Raw genomic sequence first — 25,460 nt, 5'->3', positions numbered from 1 at the left:
ACCGGATCTTGTAGGTGGTGTACCCGTCACGCTCCCAGCTGGAAAACGACCGCTTCGGCTCCCGCTCGGGCTCCTTGTCCGGGCGCGGTTCCTGCTTGACCCCGGTCCGCAACTGGGTCACCGTGGCGGTCTTGGCCAACTCGGCATAGTGATCATCGGAGCCATCGCCGGCATGCTCGGCGATCACCCCGAACTGATCGATCGAAAACCGCCCCTCCCGCAGACTCGCAGCCAACCGGGGAAACACCTCCAAACGCTGCGCGATCGCCACCACCACCTCGGCATTGCGCGGTGACATACCGAACCGCCACGCCACCAACTCCCCCAACGACCGACACCCGGTATGACCCCACAACGACGGACCCGCCCCGCCATCGATCTCGGCCACGATCTCCACCAACCGGCCATCCACGGCGTTACGTTGGCCGATCAGCTCAGCCGCCTCGTCATACAACCGCAACAACCGATCCAACACCGCATCGACCACATCAGTCGCGTATGGCGTTGTCGGAGGAGGCATATCACCATCCTAAAGAGGAGGTCCGACAAGCGCAGTCACCGCGGATTCAAACGGCGGCGGTTGTCGGATTCCGGCCCCGCCGCTACTCTGGTAACCGAATACTATCGATATAACGGTTACGGAGGTGGACCGATGCGCAACTCGACCAGGACCCGTCACCTTGATCGCACCGTCGACGGGCTCACCGTCAGGTACCGGGAGTCGGGCCTCCCGGCGAGCACGGGCATCGTGCTGCTGCACGGGTCCCCCAGTTCTTCGCACTCATTCCGAGAGATGCTGCCGATGCTGGGAGAGCACCACTACGTCATCGCCCCGGACCTGATCGGTTTCGGTATCTCCGACGCCCCCGACCCCGACGAGTTCGAGTACACCTTCGAACATCTGGCGGTCGTCGTCGAACAGTTCCTGGAAGGCCTGGGTGTCGACAGCTATGTCCTCTATGTGACCGATTTCAGCACACCGGTGGGCTATTACCTGGCCACCCGCCATCCGGAACGCATCCTCGGCATCGTGTTGCAGAACGGCAACGCGCATCCGGCCGGCCTCGGCCAGATATGGGATGCGGCCCGCCGATACTTCGCCGATCCCACACCGGAAACCCGCGCGGCAACGGGTGATTGGTTCAACTTCGAAGGCACTCGGGCGACCTATCTCGGAGGTGTGCCACAACGACTGGTGCCGTGGCACGCGCCGGAGGCCTGGGAATTGGATTGGCAGCGACTGTCGCGACCCGGCAACATCGACATCCACGAACGACTCTTACTCGACTATCGCCGCCATGTCGACCGCTTCCCGGTCATCGCCGAGTATCACCGCACCCATCAGCCTCCATGCCTGCTGTTCTGGGGACGCCACGACAACGCCTTCGACATCGCCGAGATCCTCGCCTTTCATGACGCGCTGGAAAGGGTCGAAGCCCACATCTACGATGGTGGTCACTTCCTCACCGAGACCCACAGCGTCGAGATCGCCTCCGCAATGTCCACTTTCGTCCGCGATATCCACGAGGCACGCCTGCAGCATGCCTGACCCGAACGGCACGGTGTGGGTCGACGACCACTTCATCGGCGGTCACGTCGCGCTGGATTTCTGCAACACGGTCTATCGGCGTCTTCCCGAACTGGGTGCCGACCTGCTCGACAGCCCGAAGACATTGCACCGCTGGCTCGTCAGAGCATCGCTGCTACCCGAGTCGGCCGGACCCATCGACGAAGGCGTGCTCAAATCGGCCGTGAAGCTCCGGGCCTCGCTCTGGGCCGCATTCGACGCTCAGTGCCGCGGCGCCACCTTCGGTCCTGACGTGCTCAAAGCTGTTCTGACACACGCCCGCCGAGGCGCTGAGCACGTTCACGTCGACGAACACGGCGCGGTCTCGGCCGACGCAGGCGAGGGCGCCGTTGCCGCGCTTGCCGTTTCCGCACTCCAACTGCTGTTGAGCCCGCCCTCGCCGCGCGCACGCACCTGCGACGGCTGCGGATGGTTCTTCATCGACACCTCCCGCGGTCGGCGTCGGCGCTGGTGCAGCATGAAGACCTGCGGTAACGAACACAAGGTCGCGCGGTTCCGCGCCGGGCAGCACACCGGGACCTGAGCTGACTCAGCGTTCTTGAGCCTCTGCGCCATCAGCGCGATATGTGACGGTCACCGGAAACGTCTCGGCTTGGATCCCCTCGCTGCACTCACATCGCCGCCAGAAGGTGCCGTCCCACGGGTCGTCATACCAGCGGATCATCATCGGGCATCGCGCACCGTGACTGCACTCCCCCGCTGCGCATCTGCTGCACTCGATCATCGCCGATCCTTGCTCCTGGCACGCACCCACGGCCTGTCGCCCCGAGTCGCTCCCCGGCGGAAAGGTACGGCGGGCGACGATGCCATCTGCAGATTGTCGCAGAGGCACACCGACGTATGCGCGCCGTGACCTGCCGAGCCCGAAATGCGGGGTCCACGCGATGCAGCTGGCTCGGCACGCCACAATCGATCCATGGCCGACACCACCGCCCTCCCGCTGAGTCCGCCGGGGCACACCCCGCGCCGGGTCATGACGATCGCCGGGTCCGATTCCGGTGGCAGCGCCGGACTGCAGGCCGATATGCGCGCGTTCGCGATGCTGGGTGTGCACGGGTGCGCCGCGGTGACCGCGGTGACGGTACAGAACACGTTGGGCGTCAGTGCGTTTCACGAGGTTCCGGTCGACGTCGTCGCCGGGCAAATCAGTGCGGTGGCCTCCGATATCGGCATCGAGGCCGCCAAGACCGGCATGCTGGCCTCCACTGCCATCATCACCACCATCGTCGACACCTGGCGGTCGGAGGGCCTGGCCGGCACCGTCCCGTTGGTGGTCGACCCGGTGTGCGCGTCCAACGTCGGCGAACCGTTGCTGCACCCCAGTGCGCTGGACGCCATGCGCGAGGAGTTGATCCCGCAGGCCACGCTGGTGACCCCGAACCTCGACGAGGTTCGACTGCTGGTCGGCATCGACGTCGTCGACGACGACACCCAGCGCGATGCGGCCCGCGCCCTGCACGCCCTGGGACCGCAGTGGGCGCTGGTCAAGGGCGGCCACCTGCGCACCTCGCGGATCAGTTCCGATCTGCTGTTCGACGGTTCCGAATTCCACCAGTTCGCCGCCGTCCGGGTGAACACCCGTGACGATCACGGCGCCGGTGACACCTTGGCCGCGGCGATCACCGCCGCCCTGGCGCACGGGCAGTCGGTGCCCGAGGCGGTCGGCTTCGCCAAGCTGTGGGTCACCGAGTGCATCCGGACCGCATACCCGCTGGGTGCAGGGCTGGGAACGGTCAACGGGTTGGCCCGGCTGCTGCACTAACCACGCACCGCGAGGCTTAGCGCGCGACCGAACCGGGTACGTCTCCAAGGCCATTCCCGCTGGGCTGGATATGAGGTCCGGCCCAGCGGTCGTACTAGCAGAATCGAGCCGTCACATGACCGTCCTTCGAATCGCCCGTACCTTCCCGCTCGCGGCCGCTGTGACGGGCGCAGTGCTCCTCGGCGGACTCACCGCCTGCGGTTCCGACAGTGAGTCGCCCGATACGACGACGGAGACCACCGAGTCGACGATGACGACGACCCCGTCGACCGGTCCCGCCACCACGACGCTGGCGCCGTCTTCCCCGGTTCCGCCGGCCGAGGGCGGCGCCGATGCCGGACCGGGTGGCGCGACCGCGAGTGTTCCGGGCGCCGACGCGGGTGCCGGCCCCGGCGGCGCGACCGCAGGTGTTCCGGGTGCCGGCGCGGGTGCCGGCCCCGGCGGCGCGACCGCAGGCGTCCCGGGCGCCGGAGCAGAAGCCGGTCCCGGCGGTGCCTCCGCGGGCGTCCCGGGGGCCGGTGCCGGAGCCGGGCCCGATGGCGCGGGCGCCTGCGTCGGCTCGGTGTGCGTCGGCACCCCGTAGCAGTCGCGAAACCTGGCGGCGCGTGCAGCGCCGCCAGGTTTCGAACACACTTGCGATGGGAAATCGAGGGGCATGAGCGATAACCCGACATCAGCACCGCGAGAGAACGCCGAGAAGGACACCTCCGACTGGGTGACCGGCGATGAACCCATGACCGGCGCCCAGCGCAGCTATCTGAACACGCTGGCCCAGGAGGCCGGCACCGAGGTCCCCGATGACGCGACGAAGGCGCAGGCCTCCGAACTCATCGACGATCTACAGCAGAAAACCGGCCGCGGCTGACACGACAGCGCCCGATTCGTAGCGTTGACCGTTACGAATCGGGCGCATCTGCATGCCGGACGTTACGTCGATGACACCTCGGTGGCCAGCCGCGACAGCGTGTCATTGAGCTGGTCTTCGGTGACCAACGGGAACTTCACCTTCTCCAGCAGCTTCTTGTCGGTGACCTTCGACCAGTCGTAGGTGTGCCGGACCAACGTCTCATTGGGTCCCTGAGATTCCAACTCCCACAGCCACTCCCAGCCGGGCGGCTCGGTGCCTGCGGGCGCGGTCTTCCATGCCAACAGCTTGTCCTTGGCATACCCGGACACATGGTTGTCGGTCTGATACTCGCCACCCATATGGTCGCCCTGCATGTTCATGGTGAACACCTCGCCGACCTTCTGGATCCGGTCGGCATGGTCCACGCTGCGCACGAACCCGGAGCCGTCGAGCGCCTGATGGCGCTCGGGATTGGACAGGACGTCGAAGATCGCGTCCACGGGGGCTGCAATGGTGCGTTCAACAGTGACTTTATCGTTCTCGCTCATAGGGTCACACTGCCCAATCTTGCGCTTCGGGAAACGCTTCGCCGGTGGGCGGCGCCGTTGAGGATTGAATGCTCGCCGGAACGGTTATCCGAAATGTGCACTGGCTCACAGCCGGTGCGGAACGTGTCAGAGCAAAGGGTGATATGGGCGGCGCAGAGTCCGAGATCGTCAAGTGGGATCCCGATGTCGCACGGCGCGTCACGAATCTTGTCGGACCGATCGTCGGTCGCTACTTCCGGGCCGAGGTCAAAGACCTGCCCAATGTCCCGTCCACCGGCGGAGCGTTGGTGGTGTCCAATCATTCCGGCGGAGTGCTCACCCCCGACGTGCTGATCTTCGCGCCGGCGTTCTACGACGCCTTCGGATACGACCGGCCGCTGCACATCCTCGCGCACTACGGCGTGCTGATGGGGCCGTGGGGTTCGGCACTGTCGCAAGCCGGCGCCATCGAGGCCTCGCCGGAGAATGCGTCCGCCGCGCTGCGCTCCGGCGCCGTCGTCCTGGTGTTTCCCGGCGGGGACTATGACGCGTTCCGGCCCACGCAGTCGGCCAATGTCATCGACTTCGAGGGTCGAACCGGCTACGTACGCACCGCGATCGAGACCGGTGTGCCCATCGTGCCGGTGGTCTCGATCGGCGGTCAGGAGACCCAGTGGTTCCTGGCCCGCGGCGATGGTCTGGCCCGGCGGCTGGGCCTGCACCGCATCCGCTTCAAGGCACTGCCGCTGACCTTCGGACTTCCCTTCGGACTGACGACGGTGCTGCCGGCAAACATTCCGCTGCCGTCCAAGATCGTGATGCGTGTGCTCGAGCCGATCGATGTCATCGAGCAGTTCGGCGAGGACGCCGATATCGACGAGGTGGACGCACACGTCCGAGCGGTGATGCAGACCGCCCTCGATGACCTGGCACGCCGACGCCGGTTTCCGATCCTGGGGTGACCGGCCGTCACACCGTGGCCGAGCACAGCACCTCGACCGTGGCACGACGTTCCGCCACCGTGCCGAAGATATCGGCGCACAGTTCGGTCACCCCGATGGACGCCAATTCGGCGAGCTTGTCGCCGATCTCGCCGGCACTGCCGATCAATGCGACGTCACCGGCGCGCGCGAGTCCCTCACGGTCGAGCATCGAGCGATAGGACGGCACATGATCGTAGGCCGCGTATGCCTGCCGCGCGGTTTCCGCGGCCGCCTCGACATCGCCGGTGACACATACGGGCAGGCCGGCGACGATCCGCGGACGGCTACGGTGGTGTGTGGCAGCCGCGGCGTTGATCGTCGGCACGATGTGACCGGCCAACGTGCGCAGTCCCGTCAACCACGTGACCGTTCCGTCGGCCGTCCCGCCGGCCAGCGTGAGCATCGCCGGCCCGAGTGCCGCCAGCAGAACCGGCGGCGGGGCGGATTCCGGGAAGCTCAGCGGCCGGACGGTGGCCGCAGACAACTCGTCACCGTGCACCCGGACCTCCTGACCGGCCATCGCCGGGAGGAGCGCCGACAGGTACTCGGCCAACCGCCGACGTGGACGATCGAACGGCATGCCCCACGAGTTCTCGACGATGAAGCGGTGCGACACACCGAGTCCCAACGTGAACCGGCCGCCGGAGGCGGCCTGCAGGCTCATCGCCGATGCCGCCATCGCCAGGGGATGCGTCGGGTACACCGGCAGCACTGCGGTGCCGAGATGCAGCCGACTGGTCTGCTGGGCGGCCACGGTCAACGCCGTCAACGCGTCCCAGCCGAAGATCTGCGGAGTCCACGCGCCGTGGAAACCGGCGTGCTCGCACTCCACGATATCGTCGACGAAGTTCGCGAATGTGCCCTCGGGGAACACCATTCGGCTGATCAGCATGTCTTTACGCCCTTAGGAATCGCCGGCAATCGCTCCGACAATAGACCGCCGCCGCGAGCCGATGGCCGCCGACGACCACACCGGGGCCAGCGGACGCACAATGCGCCGCCCAGTGGCGGTATCGGGCGTCGATCCCGCGACACGGTTGTACTGTTCAGGACATGCGCACGCCTCGTAACCCCGACGGTGACGCCCCATTGTGGAAGCGGATGGCCTTCGAGCTGAAGTGCTTCGTCAAGCGGCGGATCGCAGCCAAAGGCGTGCCGGTGGACCCGCCGAGCAAGCCATATCTGATCGTGCCGATCCTCGGGCAGTCCAATGCGTTCGGCATGGGACTGCCACTGGACCGTGAGGGTGCCGACAAGCCCCATCCGATGGTGCACCAGTGGGCCAACAGCGGGCCGTCGAAGAACACCGTCATCTTGGGAGCTGATCCGCTGCTGCACGAAACACCCGCACGCCGAGTCGGTTTCGGAGTCACTTTCGGCAAGGCGCTTGCCGATGCCACGAACCGAGCGGTGCTGCTGGTCCCGTGCGCACGAGGTGACACGTCCTTTCACCCCAAGAACGGTTACACCTGGGATATCGCCGACACCGCGACACGGCGCAACCTGTATCGCGAGGCGACCCGCTCGATCGATGCCGCCCTGGCGAGTCATCCGGGCAGCACCGTCGCAGTGGTGCTGTGGCATCAGGGCGAATCCGATGTACCCCTGATGGACGGGCCGACCTACCAACGCAAACTCGACGCGCTGTTCGACGATCTGCGCGCCCGATACGGTTCCGACACCCCGATCATCCTCGGCGGGATGGTGCCCGAGGAGATGGAGCGCAGCGGCAAGGACTATCCGGTCATCAACGCCGTCCACGAGGACACTCCCCGTCGCAAACCCCGCACCGCCTTCGTGCCAGGTCACCGCGACTCTTTCAACAGTGACATCGACCGCCACTACAACGCCGAAGGCATCCGGGCGATGGGCCGCGACATGTGGCTGGCGTACCAGCACATCGCCGCCGACGCACTCACCGGGTACCGGCACTGAATCAGTCCGGCTCGGGCACCTCGGCCTGCCACCGGACTCGACGCTGCTGATCGGTCTGCTCCCACCACGGCGGCTGCCCGCGTTCGCCGAGGGCGACCTTTGCGGCCTGCAAACCGGCGCGCGCGGCGGCCTCGTCCGGCGTTCCCTTGACGCGGCGCACCTGCCGGCGCCATGCCATCAGCACCCGCACCAGCTCGGCTCGACGATCCTCGGGGATCGCCGGATCCGTCGCCCGCCAGCGTCGTCCGTCGACGACGAGATAGCGCCCGTCATCGGTGATCTGGGGTTCGCCCACCACCCAAGGGTATGCCGCGCACGGTGGATCGAACTCTTCCGCAACGAAAAAGGGGCGGGACCGTCGCGCGGTCCCGCCCCCTGATTCGGTTCGGTTCGATCAGTCCAGATCGAAGCGGTCGTTGTTCATCACCTTGACCCACGCCTTGACGAAGTCCTCGACGAACCTGGCCTGGTTGTCGTCCTGGGCGTACACCTCGGCGACGGCGCGCAGCACCGAGTTCGATCCGAACACCAGATCATTGGCCGTCGCGGTCCACTTCACCTCACCGGTGCCGCGGTCGTAACCGGTGTAGACGTTCTCAGCCGACTCCGATCCCTTCCACTCGGTGCCCATGTCGAGCAGGTTCACGAAGAAGTCGTTGGTCAGCGCTCCCGGCCGCTGCGTGAACACACCGTGCTTGGTGCCACCGTGGTTGGCGCCGATGGCCCGCAGGCCGCCGATCAGCGCCGTCATCTCCGGTGCCGTAAGGTTGAGGAAGTAGGCCTTGTCCACCAACAGCTGCTCCAGCGGGGCCTTCTCCCCCGGCCGCACGTAGTTACGGAAACCGTCGGCCTGGGTCTCCAGCACCGCGAACGATTCCACGTCGGTGTTCTCCTGGGTGGCGTCGGTCCGCCCCGGCGCGACGTGCACCTTGACGTCGTAGCCGCCGTCCTTGGCCGCCTTCTCCACCGCCGCGGAACCGGCCAGCACGATCAGATCGGCCAGCGAGACCTTCTTGCCCCCGGCCGCCGAACCGTTGAAGTCCTGCTGGATCTTCTCCAGCACCGGCAGCACCTTGTCCAGCTCCGACGGCTCGTTGGCCTCCCAGTTGCGTTGCGGCTCAAGGCGCAACCGGGCACCGTTGGCGCCGCCGCGCTTGTCGGTGCCGCGGAAGCTGGCCGCCGACGCCCAGGCGGTCTTCACCAGCTGCGGAACCGACAGCCCGGATTCGAGCACGGTGCTCTTCAACGACTCGATATCGGCCTCGTCGATCAGCGGGTGGTCGACGTCGGGCACCGGATCCTGCCACAGCTGCGGCTCGGCGATCCACGGACCGCGGTAGCGGCTGATCGGCCCCATGTCGCGGTGCATCAGCTTGTACCAGGCCTTCGCGAACGCCGCGTCCATCTCCTCGGGATGGTCCAGCCAGCGGCGGGTGATCTCGCCGTAGATCGGATCGACGCGCATCGAGACGTCGGTGACCAGCATGGTGGGCTTGCGCGGCGGACCGCCGAACGGATCCGGAATGGTCGCCTCGGCGTCCTTGGCCTCGAACTGCCAGGCACCGCCCGGGCTCTTGGCCAGCTCCCACTCGTAGCCGTACAGGTTCTCCAGATAGGCGTTGCTCCACTCGCTGTTGGTGCCGGTCCAGATCACCTCCAGGCCACTGGTGATGGTGTCGTTGCCGTTACCGGAGCCGAACGGGCACTTCCAGCCCAGACCCTGCTGCTCGATCGGCGCACCCTCGGGCTCGGGACCGACATCATCGGCGCTGGCACCGTGCGTCTTGCCGAGGGTGTGTCCACCGACGATCAGCGCCGCGGTCTCCTCGTCGTTCATCGCCATCCGGCCGAACGTCTCACGGATATCGTGCGCGGCGGCCAGCGGGTCCGGCTTTCCTTCGGGCCCTTCGGGATTGACGTAGATCAGCCCCATCGTGGTGGCACCGAACGGCTCGGCCAGGGTGCGGTCGCTGTCGTTGGTGCCGCCGTAGCGCTTGTCGGTGCCCAGCCAGGTGTCCTCCTGGCCGTAGAGGATCTCCTCGGGCTCCCAGATGTCCTCGCGTCCGAACCCGAAACCGGCGGTCTCGAACCCCGACTGCTCCAGCGCGGCGTTACCGGCGTAGGCGATCAGATCAGCCCAGGAGATCTTGTTGCCGTACTTCTGCTTGATCGGCCACAGCAGCCGGCGGGCCTTGTCCAGGTTGGCGTTGTCCGGCCAGCTGTTGAGCGGAGCGAAACGCTGCGCTCCCTCACCGGTGCCGCCGCGTCCGTCGTAGATCCGGTAGGTGCCGGCGGCGTGCCAGCTCATCCGGATGAACAGGCCGGCGTAGTTGCCGTAGTCGGCAGGCCACCAGTCCTGCGAAGTCCTGATCACGTCGATCACATCGGCCTTGAACGCCTCGAGGTCGAGCTTGGCGAACTCGGTGGCGTAGTCGAAGTCCACACCGAGGGGATTGCCCTTGGGGTTCTGCTTGTGCAGCACGGACACGTCGACCTGCTCGGGCCACCAGTCCTTGTTGGTCAGCGGCGCATGCGCCTTGGGGTGCGGCGAGTCGATGGCCGGGTTCTCGGACTCACTTCCGCTGTCGGTCTTGCTGTCCGAATGCGGAGGCCGGGCATCGGAGGTGTCGGACATCTTCTCGCCTTTCATCGGTTTTTGTGCGGGCTGCACTTCTGGTAAAAATTCGCGGTCGAAATCAGGAGGGTTGGTTCTCGGAGGTCCGGGCTTTCAGGCAGTCGGGACACAATCCCCAGTAGATGACCTCGGCCTCGTCGATATCGAAACCGAGATCGTCGGACGCGGTCAGGCACGGCGCCTCACCGATGGCACAGTCGACATCGCCGATGGTGCCGCAGGAACGGCACACGACGTGATGGTGGTTGTCCCCGACGCGGGTCTCATAGCGTGCGGTGGCCCCGGCCGGCTGGATGCGGCGCACCATCCCGACCGCCGTCAGTGCATTGAGCGCGTCGTAGACCGTCTGCCTGGAGATATCGGGCAGTTGGCGGCGCGCAGCAGTGAAGATCGTGTCGGTGTCGGCATGCGGGTTCATGTCGACGGCGTCCATGACGACGAGACGGGGCCGCGTCACGCGCAGTCCGGCCGCCCGCAGCGTCGTCGCACTCTCTTTGGCGTCAGCCATCTCTCCCAGTGTGGCCCCTTATGTGGAAACAATCAAGAAATCGACGAAATTCGTTGCGAATCTTGCCCGCTGGATGCGCCCGTCAAGGCAGATAACGCACACACGAAGCCGGGCGGCGAGCCACCTGAGGGGAGGCGCGCCGCCCGAACATCGTCAGAGTCGTTGACGAACAACGAGATTCATCGCGTGCGTCAATGGACCTGCGGATCCGGCGGGTTGTCGGCCGCTCGGCCCGACGCGGCGTCGCGGACGTGGTCCATGGTCGCCGCCACCATCCCGACCGTCTTCAGGGCGCCGGGAGTGGGCGGCGTGTCCGGATGCGGACGGGTCGGGGCGATCTTCTTCGCCCGTTCCAGTTTCTCACCCAGTTTGACCAGCTCGTCGTGGCTCACCGCGGCCCGAAACTTCGGCCACACAACGTCCTGCTCGAACGCGATGTGATCACGCCCCAACGCCACGAAGCGCTGCAAAGCCTCCTGATATTCGGGTTCACCGGGGGCGCTGTCCTCCAGTTGTTGCAGCAGGTGCTTGCCCTCCTGCTCCTGTTCGACGGCGCGGTCGGCCAGCTCGTCACCGTCGTCGAGTGCGTCGCGGACGGCCGGCCAGAAGTACTGCTCCTCGATGGCCTCATGCTGGGATTCGGCGATGACCAGATTGGTCACCATCGTCTGCAGGCCGCTGCGCTGCGCACCCTCCCCGGCGGGGGCGCCGTCGAGGACCTCCAGCATGCCCAGCACGCTCTTGTGATCTTCACGCAGGAATGTCAGTGCATCCATGTCTGTCTCCCGGTCACGTCGTAGCGGTGTGCTGTTCGTGGGTGAACGGCTTCTCGCCGTCGACCGCGGGCTGGCCGTCGGGGTTGTTCTCCGCGCCGGTGTTGTTACGCAGCGTCGTGCCCAGCCACTGCTGTTCGGGCTTCTCGACGTAATCCCACTCGATGCCCTCGGGCCACGGACCCTGTCCCTCGTTCCACGGGCCCCGTACCGAGCCGTCACCGTTGCTCATGTTGAATGCGACATTCTCGAAGCGCGGGTCACCGGGCAGCTGGCCGGGCGGGAAGTTCACCGGCAGCTCGTTGAGTGCGGCGGTGAACTGCTGGTAGTGCGCGATCTCGCGGGTCATCAGGAACGTCAGGGTGTCCTGCACACCCGGATCATCGGTGAACTGCTTCAGGTACTCGTAGACGACCTTGGCCCGCGACTCGGCGGCCAGGTTGTTGCGCAGATCGACGGTCGGATCACCGTTGGCGTCGATGAATGCGCCGGTCCAGTTGTTGCCGGCGGAATCCTTGACGTCGGGTCCACCACCGCTGAGCACCAGGAACATCGGATTCACGGCCACCTGGTGGATGGCCTGCTCCTTGCCGGTTTTGCTGGCCACCGCGGGCATCCAGTCACACCGCTGATGCGCCACCTTGAGGTCGTCGTTGAGGCCGTCGAGCAGCATGGTGATGGTGGTGCCGACGATTTCGAGGTGACTGAGTTCCTCGGTGGCGATATCCATGAACAGGTCGTACATCTTCGGGTTCTTCTCCCTGAGCACGAACGCCTGGGTGAAGTACTGCAACGCGGCGGTGAGTTCGCCGTTGGCCCCGCCGAACTGCTCCATCAGCAACGACGCGAATCGCGGATCAGGCTCGCTGACCCGGACTTCGAACTGCAGATCTTTGTTATGAGTGAACACGATGCCTCCCGGCTCGGTCGACAAGATGACCTCGACCGGGGCATTCGGTCGCAGGTCTGGAGGGGAACCTGCGGTCCGACTGGGCTGTAGACCGCGGTATCAGCCGTGTACCCACGACCGCCCAACCCAAACACGCACCTCACACGGGGTACGTCGCGGGACGAGGACCGTCGGACGAACGCCGACAAATCGAAACCTGTTGCAGCGCAGCATGTTCAGCGGCGGTCGGCACCGACGCCGAGCACGCCCGCGGATCCGGGCCGGCTTGGATCAGAACAACTGCGGTACCTGCGGAGGGATATCGTCGAGGAACGCCGTCACCATCGGGACCAGCACCGCCGACGCGCCTGACAATCCGATATGCGACATCGCCGGCAACACGACCAGCCGGGCCGCGGGCAGCCCGTGCAGGACACCGGTGCTCGCAGCGTGCTCGTCACCACCACCGCGTAGGCGGAACAACGCGATGGCATGTTCCAAAGTCAGTGAATCCGCATCTCCGACGATGACCATCGTCCTGGCGGTGATGGCGCGTATCTGCGCCTCGGGGATCTCCTGGTCCTCGGCGTTGAGCGTCTTCATCTTCTCCAGATAGGCGGCGAAGGCGCCCTCGCCGGGGTTGTGCTCAAGGAAGGTCCGCTGCATCGGCGTGCCGGCGAAGCTGTGCACCTCGAGCTGCGCCATGCCCGCCGCCATCGACGGATGCCAGCCGTCGCGATGGAAGCTGGCCGACATCGCCACCAGTTTGTCGACCATCGACGCATGCCGGATGGCCAGCTGCAAGGCCACGCCGCCGCCCTGGGAGTAGCCCATCACATCCGCACGCGCGACGCCCAGTTCGCCGAGCAATGCCGCCGCGTCATCGGCGAACTGTTCATAGCTCATCACCCGGTCGATGTCCGGGGTGTGGCCGTGCCCTTGCTGATCGAACGTGATGACGGCTCTGCTCGTCGCGAACGCGCTCACCCAGTCCGGCATCGCATCTGCCGCCATGAACGCCCCGGGTATCAACAGCAGCGGCGGCTTCGGACCGGCGAGCGTGCCGTACACCTCATAGTGCAGGTGCAAACCGTTGATCGGAAAGTGGCCGTGCCGCATGGGCGTCGTCATCGCGCGCTCCTCGTCGTCGGATGGTCATATGACCATCCGACCAAGAGAAACTCATCGCCGGCCGGTGCCCGATGCCATGTCGACGGCCTCGCCGTCTTGACCTGCGTCCGCGCCCGCGATCCGGGTCGCGGTGTACTCGGCGGCCTGTTCGACCATCCCCCGCGACACATAGGCGTTGTGGGCGTTGTGGTCGCCGCCGCCCGGTGCGCAGACCGGATCTTCGGGGATGCACAGATCCAACGTCCTGGGCGCGTACCGCGATCCGACCGTGATCGGCGGTGCCCCGTTGTGGATCATCTGCAGGAAGCCACTGGAGGGTTTGCCGAACAATGCCACCGCGGCGACGTGGTCGGCGACCGGTTCGGGCATCGGGCCGGTCAGCCCCGGCGGCAGGGCGAAGCCTTGCGGCACTTCGTCGGCCGTGATGTACGCGGCCACCGCGGCGCCCTGCGAGAAACCACCGAGCACGACCTCGGTATCCGGGCAGGCCGCCGACGTCTGCTGCACCCTGTTGGCCGCGTCGACCACACCGGCGGCCGCAGTGGCAAAGTCGAGAGACGCCGGATAGTTGACCGGGTAGACATCCATCGATTTGCCAGGTGTCTTGGCGCGCAACGCGTCCACGAAGGCCTGCCCGGTGCCGCCGACGCCGGGAGGTTCGAAGGTCCCGCGCGCGAACACGACCTGGATATCCGGGCAGGGATTAGCTGAGGCCTGACCCGCGACCGCCACCGACCCTGTCCCAGCGAACACCGCCGCCGCCACCGCACCCAACCAGCGATCGATCCTGTTCATCAACACCACCAATGTTGTTGTCCACCAGTGGCGGCTGCGCTGTCTTGCACCACGCGTCGCGGGTGAGCCCGCCGCCTGACCTATTCAAGCGCGGCGGACCGGGATTCGCAGCGCTCCTACCGAAGAGCGCCGAGATTCTCGACCGATCTGCGCACATCCGAGGTCAGCACCTTGGCCACCAGCGAACCGATCGGACCGCTGAGCAGACCGCCGGTGAACTCCGCGACGAGATGCAATGCCGATCCCGGCTTGCCGTCCGTCACGGTCATCTGCAGTGCGATGTGCACACCACCGCGGCCGGTGCCGCGCAACCCGATGAGCCGAGGTTCGTCGTATTCGGTGACCTGCCAGTGAATGGTGTTGCGGAAGCCCTTGACCTTGATCAGCGACGACACCTGGGTACCGACCTCGATAACCTCTGGCGGAGGACTCCGCCAGCCGGCGAAAATGGTCAGCCATTCATCGAATCGCCGCAGTTCCGAGGCCAGTTTCCAGGCCTGCTCGGGCGTCAGACTCGACGAGACCGACACATCGACTTTCGCCATATCAACTCCGTGCGGTAGGGGGTGTGCAGGTTTCGGTTACCCTGCGCCACCGCGCCCCACCACCATGACATGGATCACAGGCTGCGGCTACCGGTCGTCGGTGCCGGCCGCCGCATCCGGCGCGGCGACCACTTCGCCGCGACGAACGCGCACCTGGAATCGCTTGATGCCCCACGTGTCCGACACCGCGAAATGGACGCGTTTGGGATTGCCGAACACCGTGGTCGTCGTGACCGTGCCGACCGCGCCGGCCGGGACGATCGGAACATCGACTCCTTCGATGCGGCGGCGCGCGGCCACCACATCACCCTTGTGAAACCCTGTCATGGAACTCCCCCTCGACGTGCATGCCACGAGCGCCGTGCACCTACCCCGACCTCCATGCTGACGGCCCGCCACCGGGCTTGCAAGCCATTAACGTTCGGCGCGAGCATGTTTGGGTCGAGCACCGTCGCTCAGCAACGACAAGCGAACGGGCGCAACACGATCCGACCGGCCGCTGCGCGACAGGTGGCACCGGGTTTGCCCGCGGCATACCTGTCGGCGGGCGGCGACACCGGCGAAGGTAGCGTGGCCAGGGTGAACACGCCTCGCCTGCCTGCCGCTGTCACCCTGGTCGCCTGTGCCGCCGCACTCGCCACGACCCTGGCCGCCTGCGGCTCCGATACGGACACACCGGCCGCCTCCACGTCGACCTCGTCGGATGTGTTCAGCCCGCCGAGTGCTCCCGCGGTCGAACCGACGGCCACCGAACAGGGTTGCCCGAGTACTCCGCCGCAGTCCGGCGGGACCCCCGAGTGGACGCTGTCGGGCGCCACCGGCAGCGTCGCCGTCATCGGTTCCACCGATACCGCGGCACCCTCGGTCACCGTCGAGGGGCCGTTCAGCGTGACCGAGACCCAGGTGCAGACCCTGAAGCCCGGTGACGGCCCCGTCGTCGCCGAGAACGCGACCGTGCTGGTGTGCTACATGGGTGTCAACGGCCGCGACGGGTCGGTCTTCGACAGCAGTTACCAGATGGGTGCGCCGGTGGACTTCCCCCTCGACGGCGTGGTCACCGGATTCCAGAAGGCCATCGCGGGGCAGACCGTGGGTTCGACCGTCGCGGTGGCGATGACTCCCGAGGACGGTTATCCCGAGGGCCAGCCGGCCGCGGGCATCCACAAGGGCGACACCCTCGTCTTCGCTATCAAGATCCTCGACGCGATGAGCTGAGCTCGCTCAGCGGGCTCGCCGGGCCAGCTTGGCCGGCTCCAACACGAAGATCGTCTTGCCCTGCTGCCGGATCCAGCCACGATTGGCGAATTCCGACAGCGCCTTGTTGATGGTCTCGCGTGAGGATCCGACCAGCTGGGCCAGCTCGAGCTGGGTCAGTTCATGGTCCACCCGCAGCCCCTCCCCGTCGGCGCGTCCGAACCGTTTGGTCAGGTCCAGCAGCTGCTTGGCGACCCGGCCGGGCACATCGGTGAAGATCATGTCGCACAGGTCGTCGTTGGTGCGGCGCAACCGGCGTGCCAACACGCGCAGCAGTTGCGCGGCGATCTCCGGCTTGTCGGCGATCCACGCGCTGAGCGCCTGGCGGGGCACCGCCGCCACCCGCACCTCGGTCAGCGTCGCCACGGTGGCGGTGCGCGGTCCCGGGTCGAACAAAGCCAGTTCACCGAAGGTGTCGCCCGGCCCCATCACGGCGATCAGGCTCTCGCGCCCGTCGACCGAACGGCGTCCGACCTTCACCTTGCCCTCCACCAGCATGTACAGCCGGTCCCCGGGCTCACCTTCGACGAAGATCGTGTGATTGCGCGGGAACGACAGCCATTCCAACTCCGCGGTGAGGACCTCCATGGCCGCAGCATCGACGTCCTGGAAGATGGCGGCGCGGCCCAGCAGGGCGTTCGAGGTGACGGGATTCGACGAGCCAGGGTTCAACGTGCTTCCTTTCCCGCGTGCGGTGCGGCGACATCCTGCCCGCAGCCGGGAACGGCTCGACAAGCACTATGGAGCACTTTACAGGTGTGCGACATTTCGTAACTCCGAGGTTCGGTGTGCCGCGCGGTCCGGAGCATCCGGCCGACCCGCGGAGGAATATCATGATCATATTCATGTTCAGCGGCACCTGCCCCGTGGCCGCCCATCGGGTGGCCGGGGCTAGGCCGACGCATCACCGGGAGGCCCGAGCGGATGACTTTTCCTTGGCGGCGTTGTGTCCAGGGTGCGGCGACGGTCGCGGCGCTGACCGCCCTGACTGCCGGCACCGCGGTGCCCACCACGGCGCCGCGCGCCCACGCCGAGCCCGCGTGCCCGGACGTCGAGGTGGTCTTTGCCCGTGGCACGACCGAACGCCCCGGCCCGGGCAGTGTCGGGACCGCCTTCGTCGATGCGCTGCGCACGCAGGCCGGCGGCAAGTCCGTCGACGTGTACCCCGTCAACTACCCGGCCAGCCATGACTGGCCCACCGTGGTCGTCGGTGTCAACGACGCCGGCGCCCGGATCCGCCAGATCGCGGCCCAGTGCCCCGACACCAGCGTCGTGCTGGGGGGCTTCTCCCAGGGTGCGGCCGTCGCGCAACTGGTCACGGCCGACCCGCCGGCGATCCCGCCCAACTCGTTCGCGTACGGCACGACCTCGCCGCTGCCTGCCGAGGTCGCCGACCGTGTGGACGCCGTGGTGCTGTTCGGTAAGCCCAATGACCGGATGCTGTTCCTCATCGGACAGCCGAACGTTCCGGTCGGCACCGCGTTCCTGCCCAAAACGCTTGATCTGTGTGCGATCAACGATCCGATCTGCTCCGGCGGCCTCGACCCGGTGGCACACAACCTCTACACGGCCAACGGGATGGCCACCGACGCGGCGGCATTCGTCGCCGCGCGGGTCTGAGCACCGACCACGCAGTTTCAAGGGTTCGCCGACCGCACGCCGCTGCGACGCTTGATGTACACCATCGAGAGAGGCAGAAGGCAGTGAATGTTTACGACGCGGTCCGGAGCCGCCGCGCAGTCCGCGGGTTCACCGACGAACCCGTGTCCACCGACGTGCTCGAACGCGTGCTGACGGCCGCAGGGTGGGCGCCCTCGGGCGGCAACATCCAGCCGTGGCGCATCTACGTCATGACCGGCGAGCCGTTGGCCCGGCTGAAGAAGGTCGCCGTCGCCCGTGTCGCGGCCGGAGACCCGTGGGACGAACGGGAGTTCCAACTGTATCCGGAGAATCTCGCCTCGCCCTACTACGAGCGTCGATCCCAGTTCGGCAAGGAGCGCTACAGCGCGCTCGGTATCGCACGTGAGGACTGGGAAGCCCGGCAGCGCGCCGCCATCGCCAACTGGGATTGTTTCGGCGCCCCTGCGGCCCTGTTCTGCTTCATCGACCGCAATATGGGCCGGCCCCAATGGGCGGACCTCGGCATGTATCTGCAGACGGTGATGTTGCTGCTGCGTGCCGAGGGGTTGCACAGTTGTCCGCAGATGGCATGGTCACAGGTCCGTGCCAGCGTCGAAGAGGCACTGGATCCGCCGCCGGAACTGATGCTGTTCTGCGGAATGTCGATCGGGCATGAGGATGCCGATGTCGACTACATCCGCACCGGCCGCGCACCACTGTCGGAGATCGTCACCTTCGTCGGTTGACTCTGACAGCGCGCCACCGCACGGGCACGGGTAGGGCTAGCCGGTAGCCGGCACTGGAGCCTGCGTCAATGCGCTACGCGCGCGAGCACGGGATGCTGAGCGCAGTTCAAGATCACCCATGCAAAGGATCCCCATGTCTGCGTTGAGAAGAACCCGCATTCGCCGTATCGAACACCTGATCGTCGCCACGCTGCTGGTGGTGGCGGTGCTGGGACCGTGGGCGACCGCACGCGCGTTCGCGGAACCCGATGCGCAGTGCCCGGATGTCGAAATCGTCTTCGCGCGCGGCACTTTCGAGGCACCCGGCGTGGGAGCCACCGGTCAAGCCTTCGTCGACGCCCTCACCGCCCGGCTCGGCGGCCGTTCCGTCGACGTCTACCCGGTGAATTATCCTGCATCGCTGGACTTCCAGGCGGCGGCCAACGGAATCACCGACGCGGGCAACCGGATCGAGCACATCGCCGACACCTGCCCAGGGACCAAGATCGTGCTCGGCGGGTATTCCCAGGGGGCGGCCGTGGCCGGATACACCACCTTCGACGCGGTTCCGGCCGGCCTCACGCTACCCCCAGGCCTCACCGGGCCGATGCCGCCGGCCGTCGCCCCGCACGTTGCGGCGGTGGTGCTGTTCGGGACGCCGGACAACTGGTTCCTCAACCTGGTGGATCATGGTGCGCCACCGATCACCGTCGGTCCGCTCTACGCCGCCAAGACCTTGCAACTGTGTGCACCCGGGGATCCGGTGTGCGCCCCGGGTGGCCTGGACCGCAGCGCGCACAGCGCCTACAAGGACAACGGCATGGCAGTTCAGGCCGCCGATTTCGCGGCCGACGCGGTGTCGGCGGCACCGGCGACGGACTGAACGTCCGACCCGGGATGACCACACCGGCGGGGTGGCGTTCGAGTCCATGAGTGGGCGCGACACAAGGGAGAGGCCGGCAGATGAAGATTCGTGAACAACAGGTGGCGACATCGGTTTTGGTCATCGGATCCGGCGGTGCCGGCCTGCGCGCCGCGATCGAGCTGGCAGAGTCGGGCACCGACGTGCTGGTTGTCGGCAAAAGACCGAAAGCCGATGCCCACACCACCCTGGCCGCCGGTGGTGTCAACGCCGCGTTGGCCACCATGGACCCACAGGACACCTGGCAGCAGCACGCCGCGGACACCATCACCGAGAGTTACCTACTCGCCGATCCGCGTACCGTGCAGATCGTCACGCAGGGCGCCGCCGAGTCGATCGCGGACCTGGAGCGGTTCGGCATGAACTTCGCCCGCGAGGCTGACGGCCGAATCTCACAGCGTTTCTTCGGCGCGCACACCTACCGGCGAACGGCCTTCGCCGGTGACTACACCGGATTGGAAATTCAGCGCGCACTGGTCACGCGAGCCGAGCAACTACGGGTGCCGATCATCGATTCGCTGTACATCAGCCGGCTGCTGGTATCCGGTGACGTCATCTTCGGCGCGTTCGGTTTCGACATCGACGACGGAACCCGTTACACGATCCGCGCCGACGCCGTCATCCTGGCCGCCGGTGGCCACACCAGGATCTGGCGACGCACCTCGTCCCGACGAGACGAGAACACCGGTGACTCATTTCGGTTGGCAGTACTGGCGGGTGAGCGGATTCGCGACCCCGAATTGGTGCAGTTCCATCCCTCGGGCCTGATCGAACCCGAGGATTCGGCCGGCACGCTGGTCTCGGAGGCGGCTCGCGGCGAGGGCGGCATCCTGCGCAATGACCTCGGTGAGCGTTTCATGACACGGTACGACCCGCAGCGGATGGAACTGTCCACTCGTGACCGCGTTGCGCTGGCCGCCTACACCGAGATCAAGGAGGGCCGGGGCACAGCGCGTGGCGGCGTCTGGTTGGACGTCACCCATCTGCCTCGCGAACAGATCATGCAACGGCTCCCCCGCGTCTATCACACGGTCATGGAGCTGCAGCTTCGCGATATCACCGAAGAACCCATGGAGATCGCACCCACCGCGCACTATTCGATGGGCGGTGTGTACGTCCACGCGGAGGACCACAGCACCGACGTGGCCGGTCTCTATGTGATCGGCGAGGCCTCGAGCGGACTGCACGGCGCCAATCGACTCGGCGGCAACTCCCTGATCGAGCTACTCGTCTACGGCAAGATCACCGCCCGCGCGGCCGGCCGGTACTCACGGGAGCTAGCCGTCCAACAGCGCAGCGTGGCAGCCGTCGCGGAGGCCGGCGACGAGATTGATGCGCTGTTGGGCTCGCCGGGGTCGCACAACATCCGGGTACTGCAGCGGGCACTGCGCAACACCATGACCGACCACGCGGGCGTCGTTCGCGACGAGTCTGGACTCCTCGCCGGTTTGCGCCGACTCGAAGATATCGAGTCCCATCTGGACGACTTGTCGGTCAACCCCGACCTGGCCGGATTCGCCGATCTGGCGCACGCTTTCGATCTCAAGGCCTCAGCCCTGGCGGCCCGGGCGACGCTGGAGTGCGCGCTGGAACGTCGGGAGACCAGAGGTTGCCATAATCGCGCCGATCATCCCGCCACCGACGATGCCCTGCGGGTCAACCTGGTGTGGTCGGGGCCGGGAAAGATCGCGCACGATCCGATACCGAATGCGCCACCGGAGATCTCTGATCTGATGCACTCCGTGTCGGCAACCGGAAAACTCGTGGAATGATCCAGATGCGCGATCTCAGAACAGATCTCGCACCCTGGCGATGTCGTACTCGGCCACTGCCGCCGACACGATGACCGCGCTCTGGTCGTCCCCCGGCCCGCTTCCCCGGAACGCCTCGACCGCCGCCTGCGACTCCCATCGTTCATAGACGTTGATGCGTCCATCATCGAGCAGATCGGCACCGATGGCGAAGTCGAGACAGCCGGGCGCGGCGCGGGCAGCGGTGACGATGCCTACACATCCGGCCAGATAAGCGTCTCGGTGTCGAGGCTCGACGGCGAGGTGCCCGGCGACGATGACCACTTCCGCTCCCTTCTCCCGGTCGTGTTCGAACTCTTCGGTTAGACCCGACCGCGGCCGAAAACTCATCGAGGCACTGTGCACAGCGAACACTGCGGGTAGCATCCCGGGCATGGGAATTCGGCATTCGCGCCGGTTGTTGGTCATCGGCGCGCTGGTCGCTTCAGCGCTGGCTACCGGCGGTACGCCGGCCGCGACCGCGCAACCCTGCCCCGATGCCGAGGTGGTGTTCGCCCGCGGCAGCGACGAACCGCCCGGTGTCGGTATCACCGGCCAGTCGTTCGTCGACGCCCTGCGTGCCGCCGCCCCGGGCAAGTCGGTCGACGTCTACGCGGTGAATTATCCGGCCACCGGCGACTTCGAGAACCGGGCAGTCTTTCCCGCCACCATGTTCGACGGTGTGCGCGATGCCGGTGCCAGGGTGCGGTCCATGGCCGCCAGCTGCCCGGATACGAAGTTCGTGCTCGGCGGATACTCGCAGGGCGCCGCGGTGATCGCCTACGCGAGCAACGAGGATCTGCCCGCCGACCGGATCGCCGGAGTGGTGCTGTTCGGCAAGCCGACGGCGGCCATGCTGTCCGGGTACGGCGCCCCCGCGGCGAACATCGGACCGCAATACGCGGGCAAATCGCTGGATCTCTGCGCGCCCGGCGACAGCATCTGCGACGGTTCACAGCAATCACTGCTCTCGGTCCTGGCCCACGGGCTCTACCCGCTCAACGGCCTGACCACCGCGGCTGCTTCCGCGGCCGCCGCTCGGCTGTCCTGAACCGTCGGCGAATCCGAGCCGACCACGAGCACGGTTTCGGCAGCAAACCACCCGGGTACAGATTGGCAGGCCGCCCGCTGTCATCAGGCATGCGCGCCGTACCCGAAGGAGTTCAACGATGAGTCTTCGCAAATCCGCACAGTTCCTCGGCGCCGGCGCGCTGATCGCATCGGGTCTGGCGGTCGGCGCCGCGCCGGCCGCCACCGCCGAACCCTGCCCCGACGTCGAGGTGGTCTTCGCGCGCGGCACCGCCGAGGCGCCCGGTGTCGGGGGTACCGGCCAGGCCTTCCTGGATGCGCTGCGCGCGCAGACCCCCGGAAAGTCGGTGGCCGTGTATCCGGTGAACTACCCCGCCAGCGACAACTTCGGCGACCGAATCGCATTCGGGCGCACCGTCGTCGACGGGGTGCGCGATGCCGGGTCGCACATCCAGGCCACCGCCGCGGCATGCCCGGACACCCGTGTGGTTCTCGGCGGCTTCTCCCAGGGCGCCGTGGTCGCCGGCTACGTCACCGCCGATGCCATACCGGACGGCGTGCCGGACGAGTATCGCTCCTACATCCCGAACCCGCTGCCCGACGATGTGTCCGACCACGTCGCCGCGGTCGTGTTGCTCGGCAACCCGTCGGACGCGTTCCTGAACCAGTTCGGCGCGCCGATCGGGACGGTCGGTCCGCGGTACGCATCGAAGACCCTCGAGCTGTGCGCCCCCGGCGACACCATCTGCGATGGCACGCCCGGCGGTATGCCCTCGATGGCCCATGCGCTGTACGCCGTCAACGGCTTGACCAACGAGGCTGCGTCCTACGCCGCCGCGCGGGTGATGACGCCCGCGCCCTGACGCCGACGGCGGGGTGCGCGATCATGGGTCGATGGAGTCGACGCGCATCGACCGCTGGCTATGGGCGGTCCGGCTGACCAAGACCCGTCCCGACGCGGCGACCGCGTGCCGCGGCGGCCATGTCCGGATCAACGACCGGGTGGCCAAGCCGTCGACCACGGTGTCCCCCGGTGACCGGGTGCAGGCCCGGGTGGGCGACCGCACCCGCATCGTCGACGTGGTGCGGGTGATCCAGAAGCGTGTCGGCGCCGCCGATGCGGTGACCTGCTATCTGGACCGCACCCCGGCACCGGAACCGGTCAAGGACATCGCCGTGGCCGTCCGCGACCGCGGTGCCGGGCGCCCGACCAAGCGGGAACGGCGCGCCCTGGAGAAATGGCGGGCGAGCCTGCGCTGAGCGCTACTGGTCGGCGATGATCGTCGGCGGCAGCGGCGGGCCGACCGGAACCGGAGGCGGCGGCGGTGCCGCCGGATGCGGAACACCGGCCGGCGCAGCACCCGGCGCCCCGACCGGCAGAACCTCCGGAGGCGGGGCCGGATCGGACAGCGACACGAATCCCGGTGGCAGCGGCGGCCCACCGACATTCGGAACCCGTTCGGTGGCCGGCGTCGAGGATGCCGGATCCGTCAGCGAGGTGTAACCGGGCGGAAGTTTGGGCGCCGGTCCGGCCCCCGGAGGCGCCCCGCTCGGCACGCCCTCCGGTCCGGTCATCAACGCGTCCATCGGATTACCGTTGTTGAAGGCGCGCCACAGGTCCCTGATGTAACCGCCCGCGCCCGGAGTCTGTCCCTGCCCGTAGACGGGATTGTTGATCTCCGGCACCGGCGGTGCGCCCACCGGAGGCGGGGCCGGAGCGGCCATCGGCATCTCACCGGGCCCGAGCACCACCGGTTGCCCCGGCGGGATCGGCTCACCGGGTGGCACCGCGGGCTCGGCACCGGCGGCCGCGGCCGCGGCCAGTGCGCCACCGGCCACCAGCGCACCCGCAACCGCGAGCCGGAATCCGACCCGTCCTCGTTCGGTCATCACCGATACACGTCCTCTCCGGTCAACCCGGTGCCCGATATCGCGCCTCGGGCACGCCTGCGAGAAGGCTAGCGTCTCACGGCCCTCCCGTCACACGATGCACGCAGGTAACTGTCCGGCAGGCAAACCGCAGGTGAACGGATCCACCCCGCGTGCGCCCCGATGGGCCCGGTCTCCAAGGATGTCGCCATGCACAGCTCAGATCTGGTCGTCGTCGGCGCCGGCATCATCGGGCTCGCCCACGCCGCCGAAGCCGTGCACCGCGGCCTGTCGGTACAGATCATCGAACGCGACACCGAGGCCGTCGGCGCCTCGGTGCGCAACTTCGGGCATGCCTGCATCACCGCCCAGGACACCGCTCTGGTCCAGATCGCGCAGCGGTCCCGGCGCGGATGGCTGCGCACGGCCGAGCTGGCGGGATTCTGGGCGCCCGAGGCGGGTGCGATCGTGCTGGCCCGCAGCGCCGCCGAGGCCGCGCTGCTGGAGGAATTCCGCGATGCGCGCGGCGAGGAGGCGGTGCGGCTGCTCACCGCCGACGAGACGAGGTCACGGCTCAGCGGCCCCGATCGGCCCGCCGACCCGGATATCGTCGGTGCCGCCTGGTTGCCCGCCGATCTGCGGGTGGATCCGCGCAGCACGGTCGCGGCGATCGCCGACTGGCTCGCCGCGCAGCCCGAAGTCCGGTTCCACTGGCGCACGACGGCGCTGGGATGCGCCGACGGCGTGGTGCACACCAGTCGCGGCGAGGTGCGCGGCCGGCACGTCGTGGTCTGCGTCGGCCACGATCTGGACCGGCTGTACCCGGTCACCGCCGAGGAGAACGACGTCCTGCGCTGCCGACTGCAGATGGCGTTGGTCGACGCACCCACCGGATACACCCAGGACGCGGCGGTCCTGACCGGAACCTCGATGCTGCGCTACGGCGGGATGGCCGGACTGCCGTCGGCGACCGCGGTGCGGACCGAACTCGAACACAACAACCCGGAGCTGCTGGCCCTGGGCGCCAACCTGATGTTCACCCGCCGCCCCGACGGGAGCCTGCTCGTCGGCGATTCGCACCATTACGGGATCACCGCGGACCCGTTCATCGACGAACAGGTTTCCGAGCATCTGCTCGCGGGCGTGGCGCGCATCCTCGGTGTGGACCGGCTGCGGGTGTTACAGCGCTGGCAGGGCGTCTACGCGTCCAGTGCACGCACCGACATCCTGCGCGCCGAGCACGGGCCGAATGTCAGTTCGGTGACGGTCACCACGGGCTTGGGCATGACGCTGGCCTTCGGGCTGGCCGCACAGACCCTGGACGCGCTGTAGC

31 protein-coding genes are annotated in these 25,460 nt (G+C 67.3%); 16 read left to right on the top strand and 15 right to left on the bottom strand.

The window, feature by feature from the left end:
* A partial coding sequence (locus ACWDUN_RS29095) for a DUF222 domain-containing protein (RefSeq protein ID WP_449934254.1) occupies positions 1 to 520 on the bottom strand: 520 nt, incomplete at its 3' end.
* A 132-nt stretch (positions 521 to 652) separates the two neighbouring features.
* Between ACWDUN_RS29095 and ACWDUN_RS29090 the strand changes: the two genes are divergently transcribed.
* The 5 genes from ACWDUN_RS29090 to ACWDUN_RS29070 all read left to right on the top strand — a co-directional run bounded on the left by ACWDUN_RS29090 (position 653) and on the right by ACWDUN_RS29070 (position 4,215).
* Entirely contained in the window at positions 653 to 1,549 is an 897-nt protein-coding gene (locus tag ACWDUN_RS29090) for an alpha/beta fold hydrolase (protein ID WP_449934252.1), read from the top strand.
* Positions 1,542 to 2,111 (top strand): CGNR zinc finger domain-containing protein, encoded by a 570-nt coding sequence (locus tag ACWDUN_RS29085; protein WP_449934250.1) that lies wholly within the window; start codon positions 1,542 to 1,544, stop codon positions 2,109 to 2,111. Before ACWDUN_RS29090 ends, ACWDUN_RS29085 begins: the two co-directional genes overlap by 8 nt.
* Before the next feature lie 393 nt (positions 2,112 to 2,504).
* Positions 2,505 to 3,350 carry a bifunctional hydroxymethylpyrimidine kinase/phosphomethylpyrimidine kinase gene (gene thiD, locus ACWDUN_RS29080; RefSeq protein ID WP_449934248.1) on the top strand — a complete coding sequence of 282 codons (846 nt, stop codon included), beginning with the start codon at positions 2,505 to 2,507 and terminating at the stop codon, positions 3,348 to 3,350.
* A 115-nt stretch (positions 3,351 to 3,465) separates the two neighbouring features.
* Positions 3,466 to 3,933 (top strand): hypothetical protein, encoded by a 468-nt coding sequence (locus ACWDUN_RS29075; protein ID WP_449934246.1) that lies wholly within the window; start codon positions 3,466 to 3,468, stop codon positions 3,931 to 3,933.
* Between the two features lie 72 nt (positions 3,934 to 4,005).
* Complete coding sequence (locus ACWDUN_RS29070; protein ID WP_449934244.1) at positions 4,006 to 4,215, top strand: DUF3072 domain-containing protein; 210 nt, start codon at positions 4,006 to 4,008, stop codon at positions 4,213 to 4,215.
* A gap of 62 nt (positions 4,216 to 4,277) precedes the next feature.
* On the opposite strand, the gene ACWDUN_RS29065 is transcribed toward ACWDUN_RS29070, so the two are convergent.
* Entirely contained in the window at positions 4,278 to 4,745 is a 468-nt protein-coding gene (locus ACWDUN_RS29065; protein ID WP_449934242.1) for an SRPBCC family protein, read from the bottom strand.
* Positions 4,746 to 4,888: 143 nt separating this feature from the next.
* On the opposite strand from ACWDUN_RS29065, the gene ACWDUN_RS29060 reads away from it, so the two are divergent.
* A complete protein-coding gene (locus tag ACWDUN_RS29060; RefSeq protein ID WP_449934240.1) occupies positions 4,889 to 5,686 on the top strand; it encodes a lysophospholipid acyltransferase family protein in 798 nt (265 codons plus the stop codon).
* Positions 5,687 to 5,693: 7 nt separating this feature from the next.
* Here ACWDUN_RS29060 and ACWDUN_RS29055 read toward each other — a convergent pair whose 3' ends face one another.
* Entirely contained in the window at positions 5,694 to 6,599 is a 906-nt protein-coding gene (locus tag ACWDUN_RS29055; RefSeq protein WP_449934238.1) for a TIGR03564 family F420-dependent LLM class oxidoreductase, read from the bottom strand.
* A 161-nt stretch (positions 6,600 to 6,760) separates the two neighbouring features.
* On the opposite strand from ACWDUN_RS29055, the gene ACWDUN_RS29050 reads away from it, so the two are divergent.
* Complete coding sequence (locus ACWDUN_RS29050) at positions 6,761 to 7,642, top strand: sialate O-acetylesterase (protein ID WP_449934236.1); 882 nt, start codon at positions 6,761 to 6,763, stop codon at positions 7,640 to 7,642.
* A gap of 1 nt (position 7,643) precedes the next feature.
* Here ACWDUN_RS29050 and ACWDUN_RS29045 read toward each other — a convergent pair whose 3' ends face one another.
* The 9 genes from ACWDUN_RS29045 to ACWDUN_RS29005 form a co-directional block, all read right to left on the bottom strand.
* A complete protein-coding gene (locus tag ACWDUN_RS29045; protein WP_449934235.1) occupies positions 7,644 to 7,937 on the bottom strand; it encodes a hypothetical protein in 294 nt (97 codons plus the stop codon).
* A gap of 99 nt (positions 7,938 to 8,036) precedes the next feature.
* Positions 8,037 to 10,277: a catalase/peroxidase HPI gene (gene katG / locus ACWDUN_RS29040; RefSeq protein ID WP_449934234.1), complete on the bottom strand. Its 2,241-nt coding sequence runs from the start codon at positions 10,275 to 10,277 to the stop codon at positions 8,037 to 8,039.
* A gap of 61 nt (positions 10,278 to 10,338) precedes the next feature.
* The gene (locus tag ACWDUN_RS29035; RefSeq protein ID WP_449934232.1) at positions 10,339 to 10,785 is read right to left on the bottom strand and encodes a Fur family transcriptional regulator; all 447 of its coding nucleotides are present in this window, start codon (positions 10,783 to 10,785) and stop codon (positions 10,339 to 10,341) included.
* A 191-nt stretch (positions 10,786 to 10,976) separates the two neighbouring features.
* Positions 10,977 to 11,561 carry a hemerythrin domain-containing protein gene (locus ACWDUN_RS29030; protein WP_449934231.1) on the bottom strand — a complete coding sequence of 195 codons (585 nt, stop codon included), beginning with the start codon at positions 11,559 to 11,561 and terminating at the stop codon, positions 10,977 to 10,979.
* Positions 11,562 to 11,574: 13 nt separating this feature from the next.
* Positions 11,575 to 12,468 (bottom strand): manganese catalase family protein, encoded by an 894-nt coding sequence (locus ACWDUN_RS29025; RefSeq protein WP_449934230.1) that lies wholly within the window; start codon positions 12,466 to 12,468, stop codon positions 11,575 to 11,577.
* 270 nt (positions 12,469 to 12,738) lie between these two features.
* Positions 12,739 to 13,578, bottom strand: a complete 840-nt coding sequence (locus ACWDUN_RS29020; RefSeq protein WP_449934228.1) for an alpha/beta fold hydrolase — start codon at positions 13,576 to 13,578, stop codon at positions 12,739 to 12,741.
* A gap of 51 nt (positions 13,579 to 13,629) precedes the next feature.
* Positions 13,630 to 14,373, bottom strand: a complete 744-nt coding sequence (locus tag ACWDUN_RS29015) for a cutinase family protein (protein WP_449934226.1) — start codon at positions 14,371 to 14,373, stop codon at positions 13,630 to 13,632.
* Between the two features lie 116 nt (positions 14,374 to 14,489).
* Positions 14,490 to 14,918: a type II toxin-antitoxin system Rv0910 family toxin gene (locus ACWDUN_RS29010; protein WP_449934224.1), complete on the bottom strand. Its 429-nt coding sequence runs from the start codon at positions 14,916 to 14,918 to the stop codon at positions 14,490 to 14,492.
* An 87-nt stretch (positions 14,919 to 15,005) separates the two neighbouring features.
* Entirely contained in the window at positions 15,006 to 15,245 is a 240-nt protein-coding gene (locus tag ACWDUN_RS29005) for a hypothetical protein (RefSeq protein WP_449934223.1), read from the bottom strand.
* A 252-nt stretch (positions 15,246 to 15,497) separates the two neighbouring features.
* Between ACWDUN_RS29005 and ACWDUN_RS29000 the strand changes: the two genes are divergently transcribed.
* A complete protein-coding gene (locus tag ACWDUN_RS29000) occupies positions 15,498 to 16,133 on the top strand; it encodes an FKBP-type peptidyl-prolyl cis-trans isomerase (RefSeq protein WP_449934221.1) in 636 nt (211 codons plus the stop codon).
* Positions 16,134 to 16,139: 6 nt separating this feature from the next.
* On the opposite strand, the gene ACWDUN_RS28995 is transcribed toward ACWDUN_RS29000, so the two are convergent.
* Positions 16,140 to 16,760, bottom strand: coding sequence for a Crp/Fnr family transcriptional regulator (locus ACWDUN_RS28995; RefSeq protein WP_449934260.1), 621 nt, complete (start codon positions 16,758 to 16,760; stop codon positions 16,140 to 16,142).
* Positions 16,761 to 17,096: 336 nt separating this feature from the next.
* On the opposite strand from ACWDUN_RS28995, the gene ACWDUN_RS28990 reads away from it, so the two are divergent.
* The 4 genes from ACWDUN_RS28990 (at position 17,097) to ACWDUN_RS28975 (ending at position 21,211) form a co-directional block, all read left to right on the top strand.
* Entirely contained in the window at positions 17,097 to 17,792 is a 696-nt protein-coding gene (locus tag ACWDUN_RS28990) for a cutinase family protein (RefSeq protein WP_449934219.1), read from the top strand.
* 83 nt (positions 17,793 to 17,875) lie between these two features.
* A complete protein-coding gene (locus ACWDUN_RS28985; protein ID WP_449934217.1) occupies positions 17,876 to 18,538 on the top strand; it encodes a nitroreductase in 663 nt (220 codons plus the stop codon).
* 133 nt (positions 18,539 to 18,671) lie between these two features.
* Entirely contained in the window at positions 18,672 to 19,400 is a 729-nt protein-coding gene (locus ACWDUN_RS28980) for a cutinase family protein (RefSeq protein ID WP_449934215.1), read from the top strand.
* An 80-nt stretch (positions 19,401 to 19,480) separates the two neighbouring features.
* On the top strand, positions 19,481 to 21,211 hold the full coding sequence (locus ACWDUN_RS28975; RefSeq protein ID WP_449934214.1) for an FAD-dependent oxidoreductase: 1,731 nt from the start codon (positions 19,481 to 19,483) through the stop codon (positions 21,209 to 21,211).
* A gap of 15 nt (positions 21,212 to 21,226) precedes the next feature.
* Here the strand turns inward: ACWDUN_RS28975 and ACWDUN_RS28970 are convergent, their stop codons facing one another.
* Complete coding sequence (locus ACWDUN_RS28970) at positions 21,227 to 21,514, bottom strand: putative quinol monooxygenase (RefSeq protein ID WP_449934258.1); 288 nt, start codon at positions 21,512 to 21,514, stop codon at positions 21,227 to 21,229.
* A 109-nt stretch (positions 21,515 to 21,623) separates the two neighbouring features.
* Between ACWDUN_RS28970 and ACWDUN_RS28965 the strand changes: the two genes are divergently transcribed.
* From ACWDUN_RS28965 to ACWDUN_RS28955, 3 genes are all read left to right on the top strand, one after another.
* Positions 21,624 to 22,280 carry a cutinase family protein gene (locus ACWDUN_RS28965; protein WP_449934212.1) on the top strand — a complete coding sequence of 219 codons (657 nt, stop codon included), beginning with the start codon at positions 21,624 to 21,626 and terminating at the stop codon, positions 22,278 to 22,280.
* Positions 22,281 to 22,398: 118 nt separating this feature from the next.
* Entirely contained in the window at positions 22,399 to 23,121 is a 723-nt protein-coding gene (locus tag ACWDUN_RS28960) for a cutinase family protein (protein ID WP_449934210.1), read from the top strand.
* Positions 23,122 to 23,152: 31 nt separating this feature from the next.
* Positions 23,153 to 23,518: an RNA-binding S4 domain-containing protein gene (locus tag ACWDUN_RS28955; RefSeq protein ID WP_449934209.1), complete on the top strand. Its 366-nt coding sequence runs from the start codon at positions 23,153 to 23,155 to the stop codon at positions 23,516 to 23,518.
* A gap of 3 nt (positions 23,519 to 23,521) precedes the next feature.
* Here the strand turns inward: ACWDUN_RS28955 and ACWDUN_RS28950 are convergent, their stop codons facing one another.
* Positions 23,522 to 24,148, bottom strand: coding sequence for a hypothetical protein (locus tag ACWDUN_RS28950; protein WP_449934207.1), 627 nt, complete (start codon positions 24,146 to 24,148; stop codon positions 23,522 to 23,524).
* A 189-nt stretch (positions 24,149 to 24,337) separates the two neighbouring features.
* Between ACWDUN_RS28950 and ACWDUN_RS28945 the strand changes: the two genes are divergently transcribed.
* Positions 24,338 to 25,459: a TIGR03364 family FAD-dependent oxidoreductase gene (locus ACWDUN_RS28945; RefSeq protein ID WP_449934205.1), complete on the top strand. Its 1,122-nt coding sequence runs from the start codon at positions 24,338 to 24,340 to the stop codon at positions 25,457 to 25,459.
* The last annotated feature ends 1 nt before the right edge of the window (position 25,460 follow it).

This window comes from Mycobacterium sp. NPDC003323, from assembly GCF_053589535.1.
The sequence above is the reverse complement of the archived record's forward strand: the minus strand, read 5'-3'. Positions and strand labels throughout refer to the sequence as shown.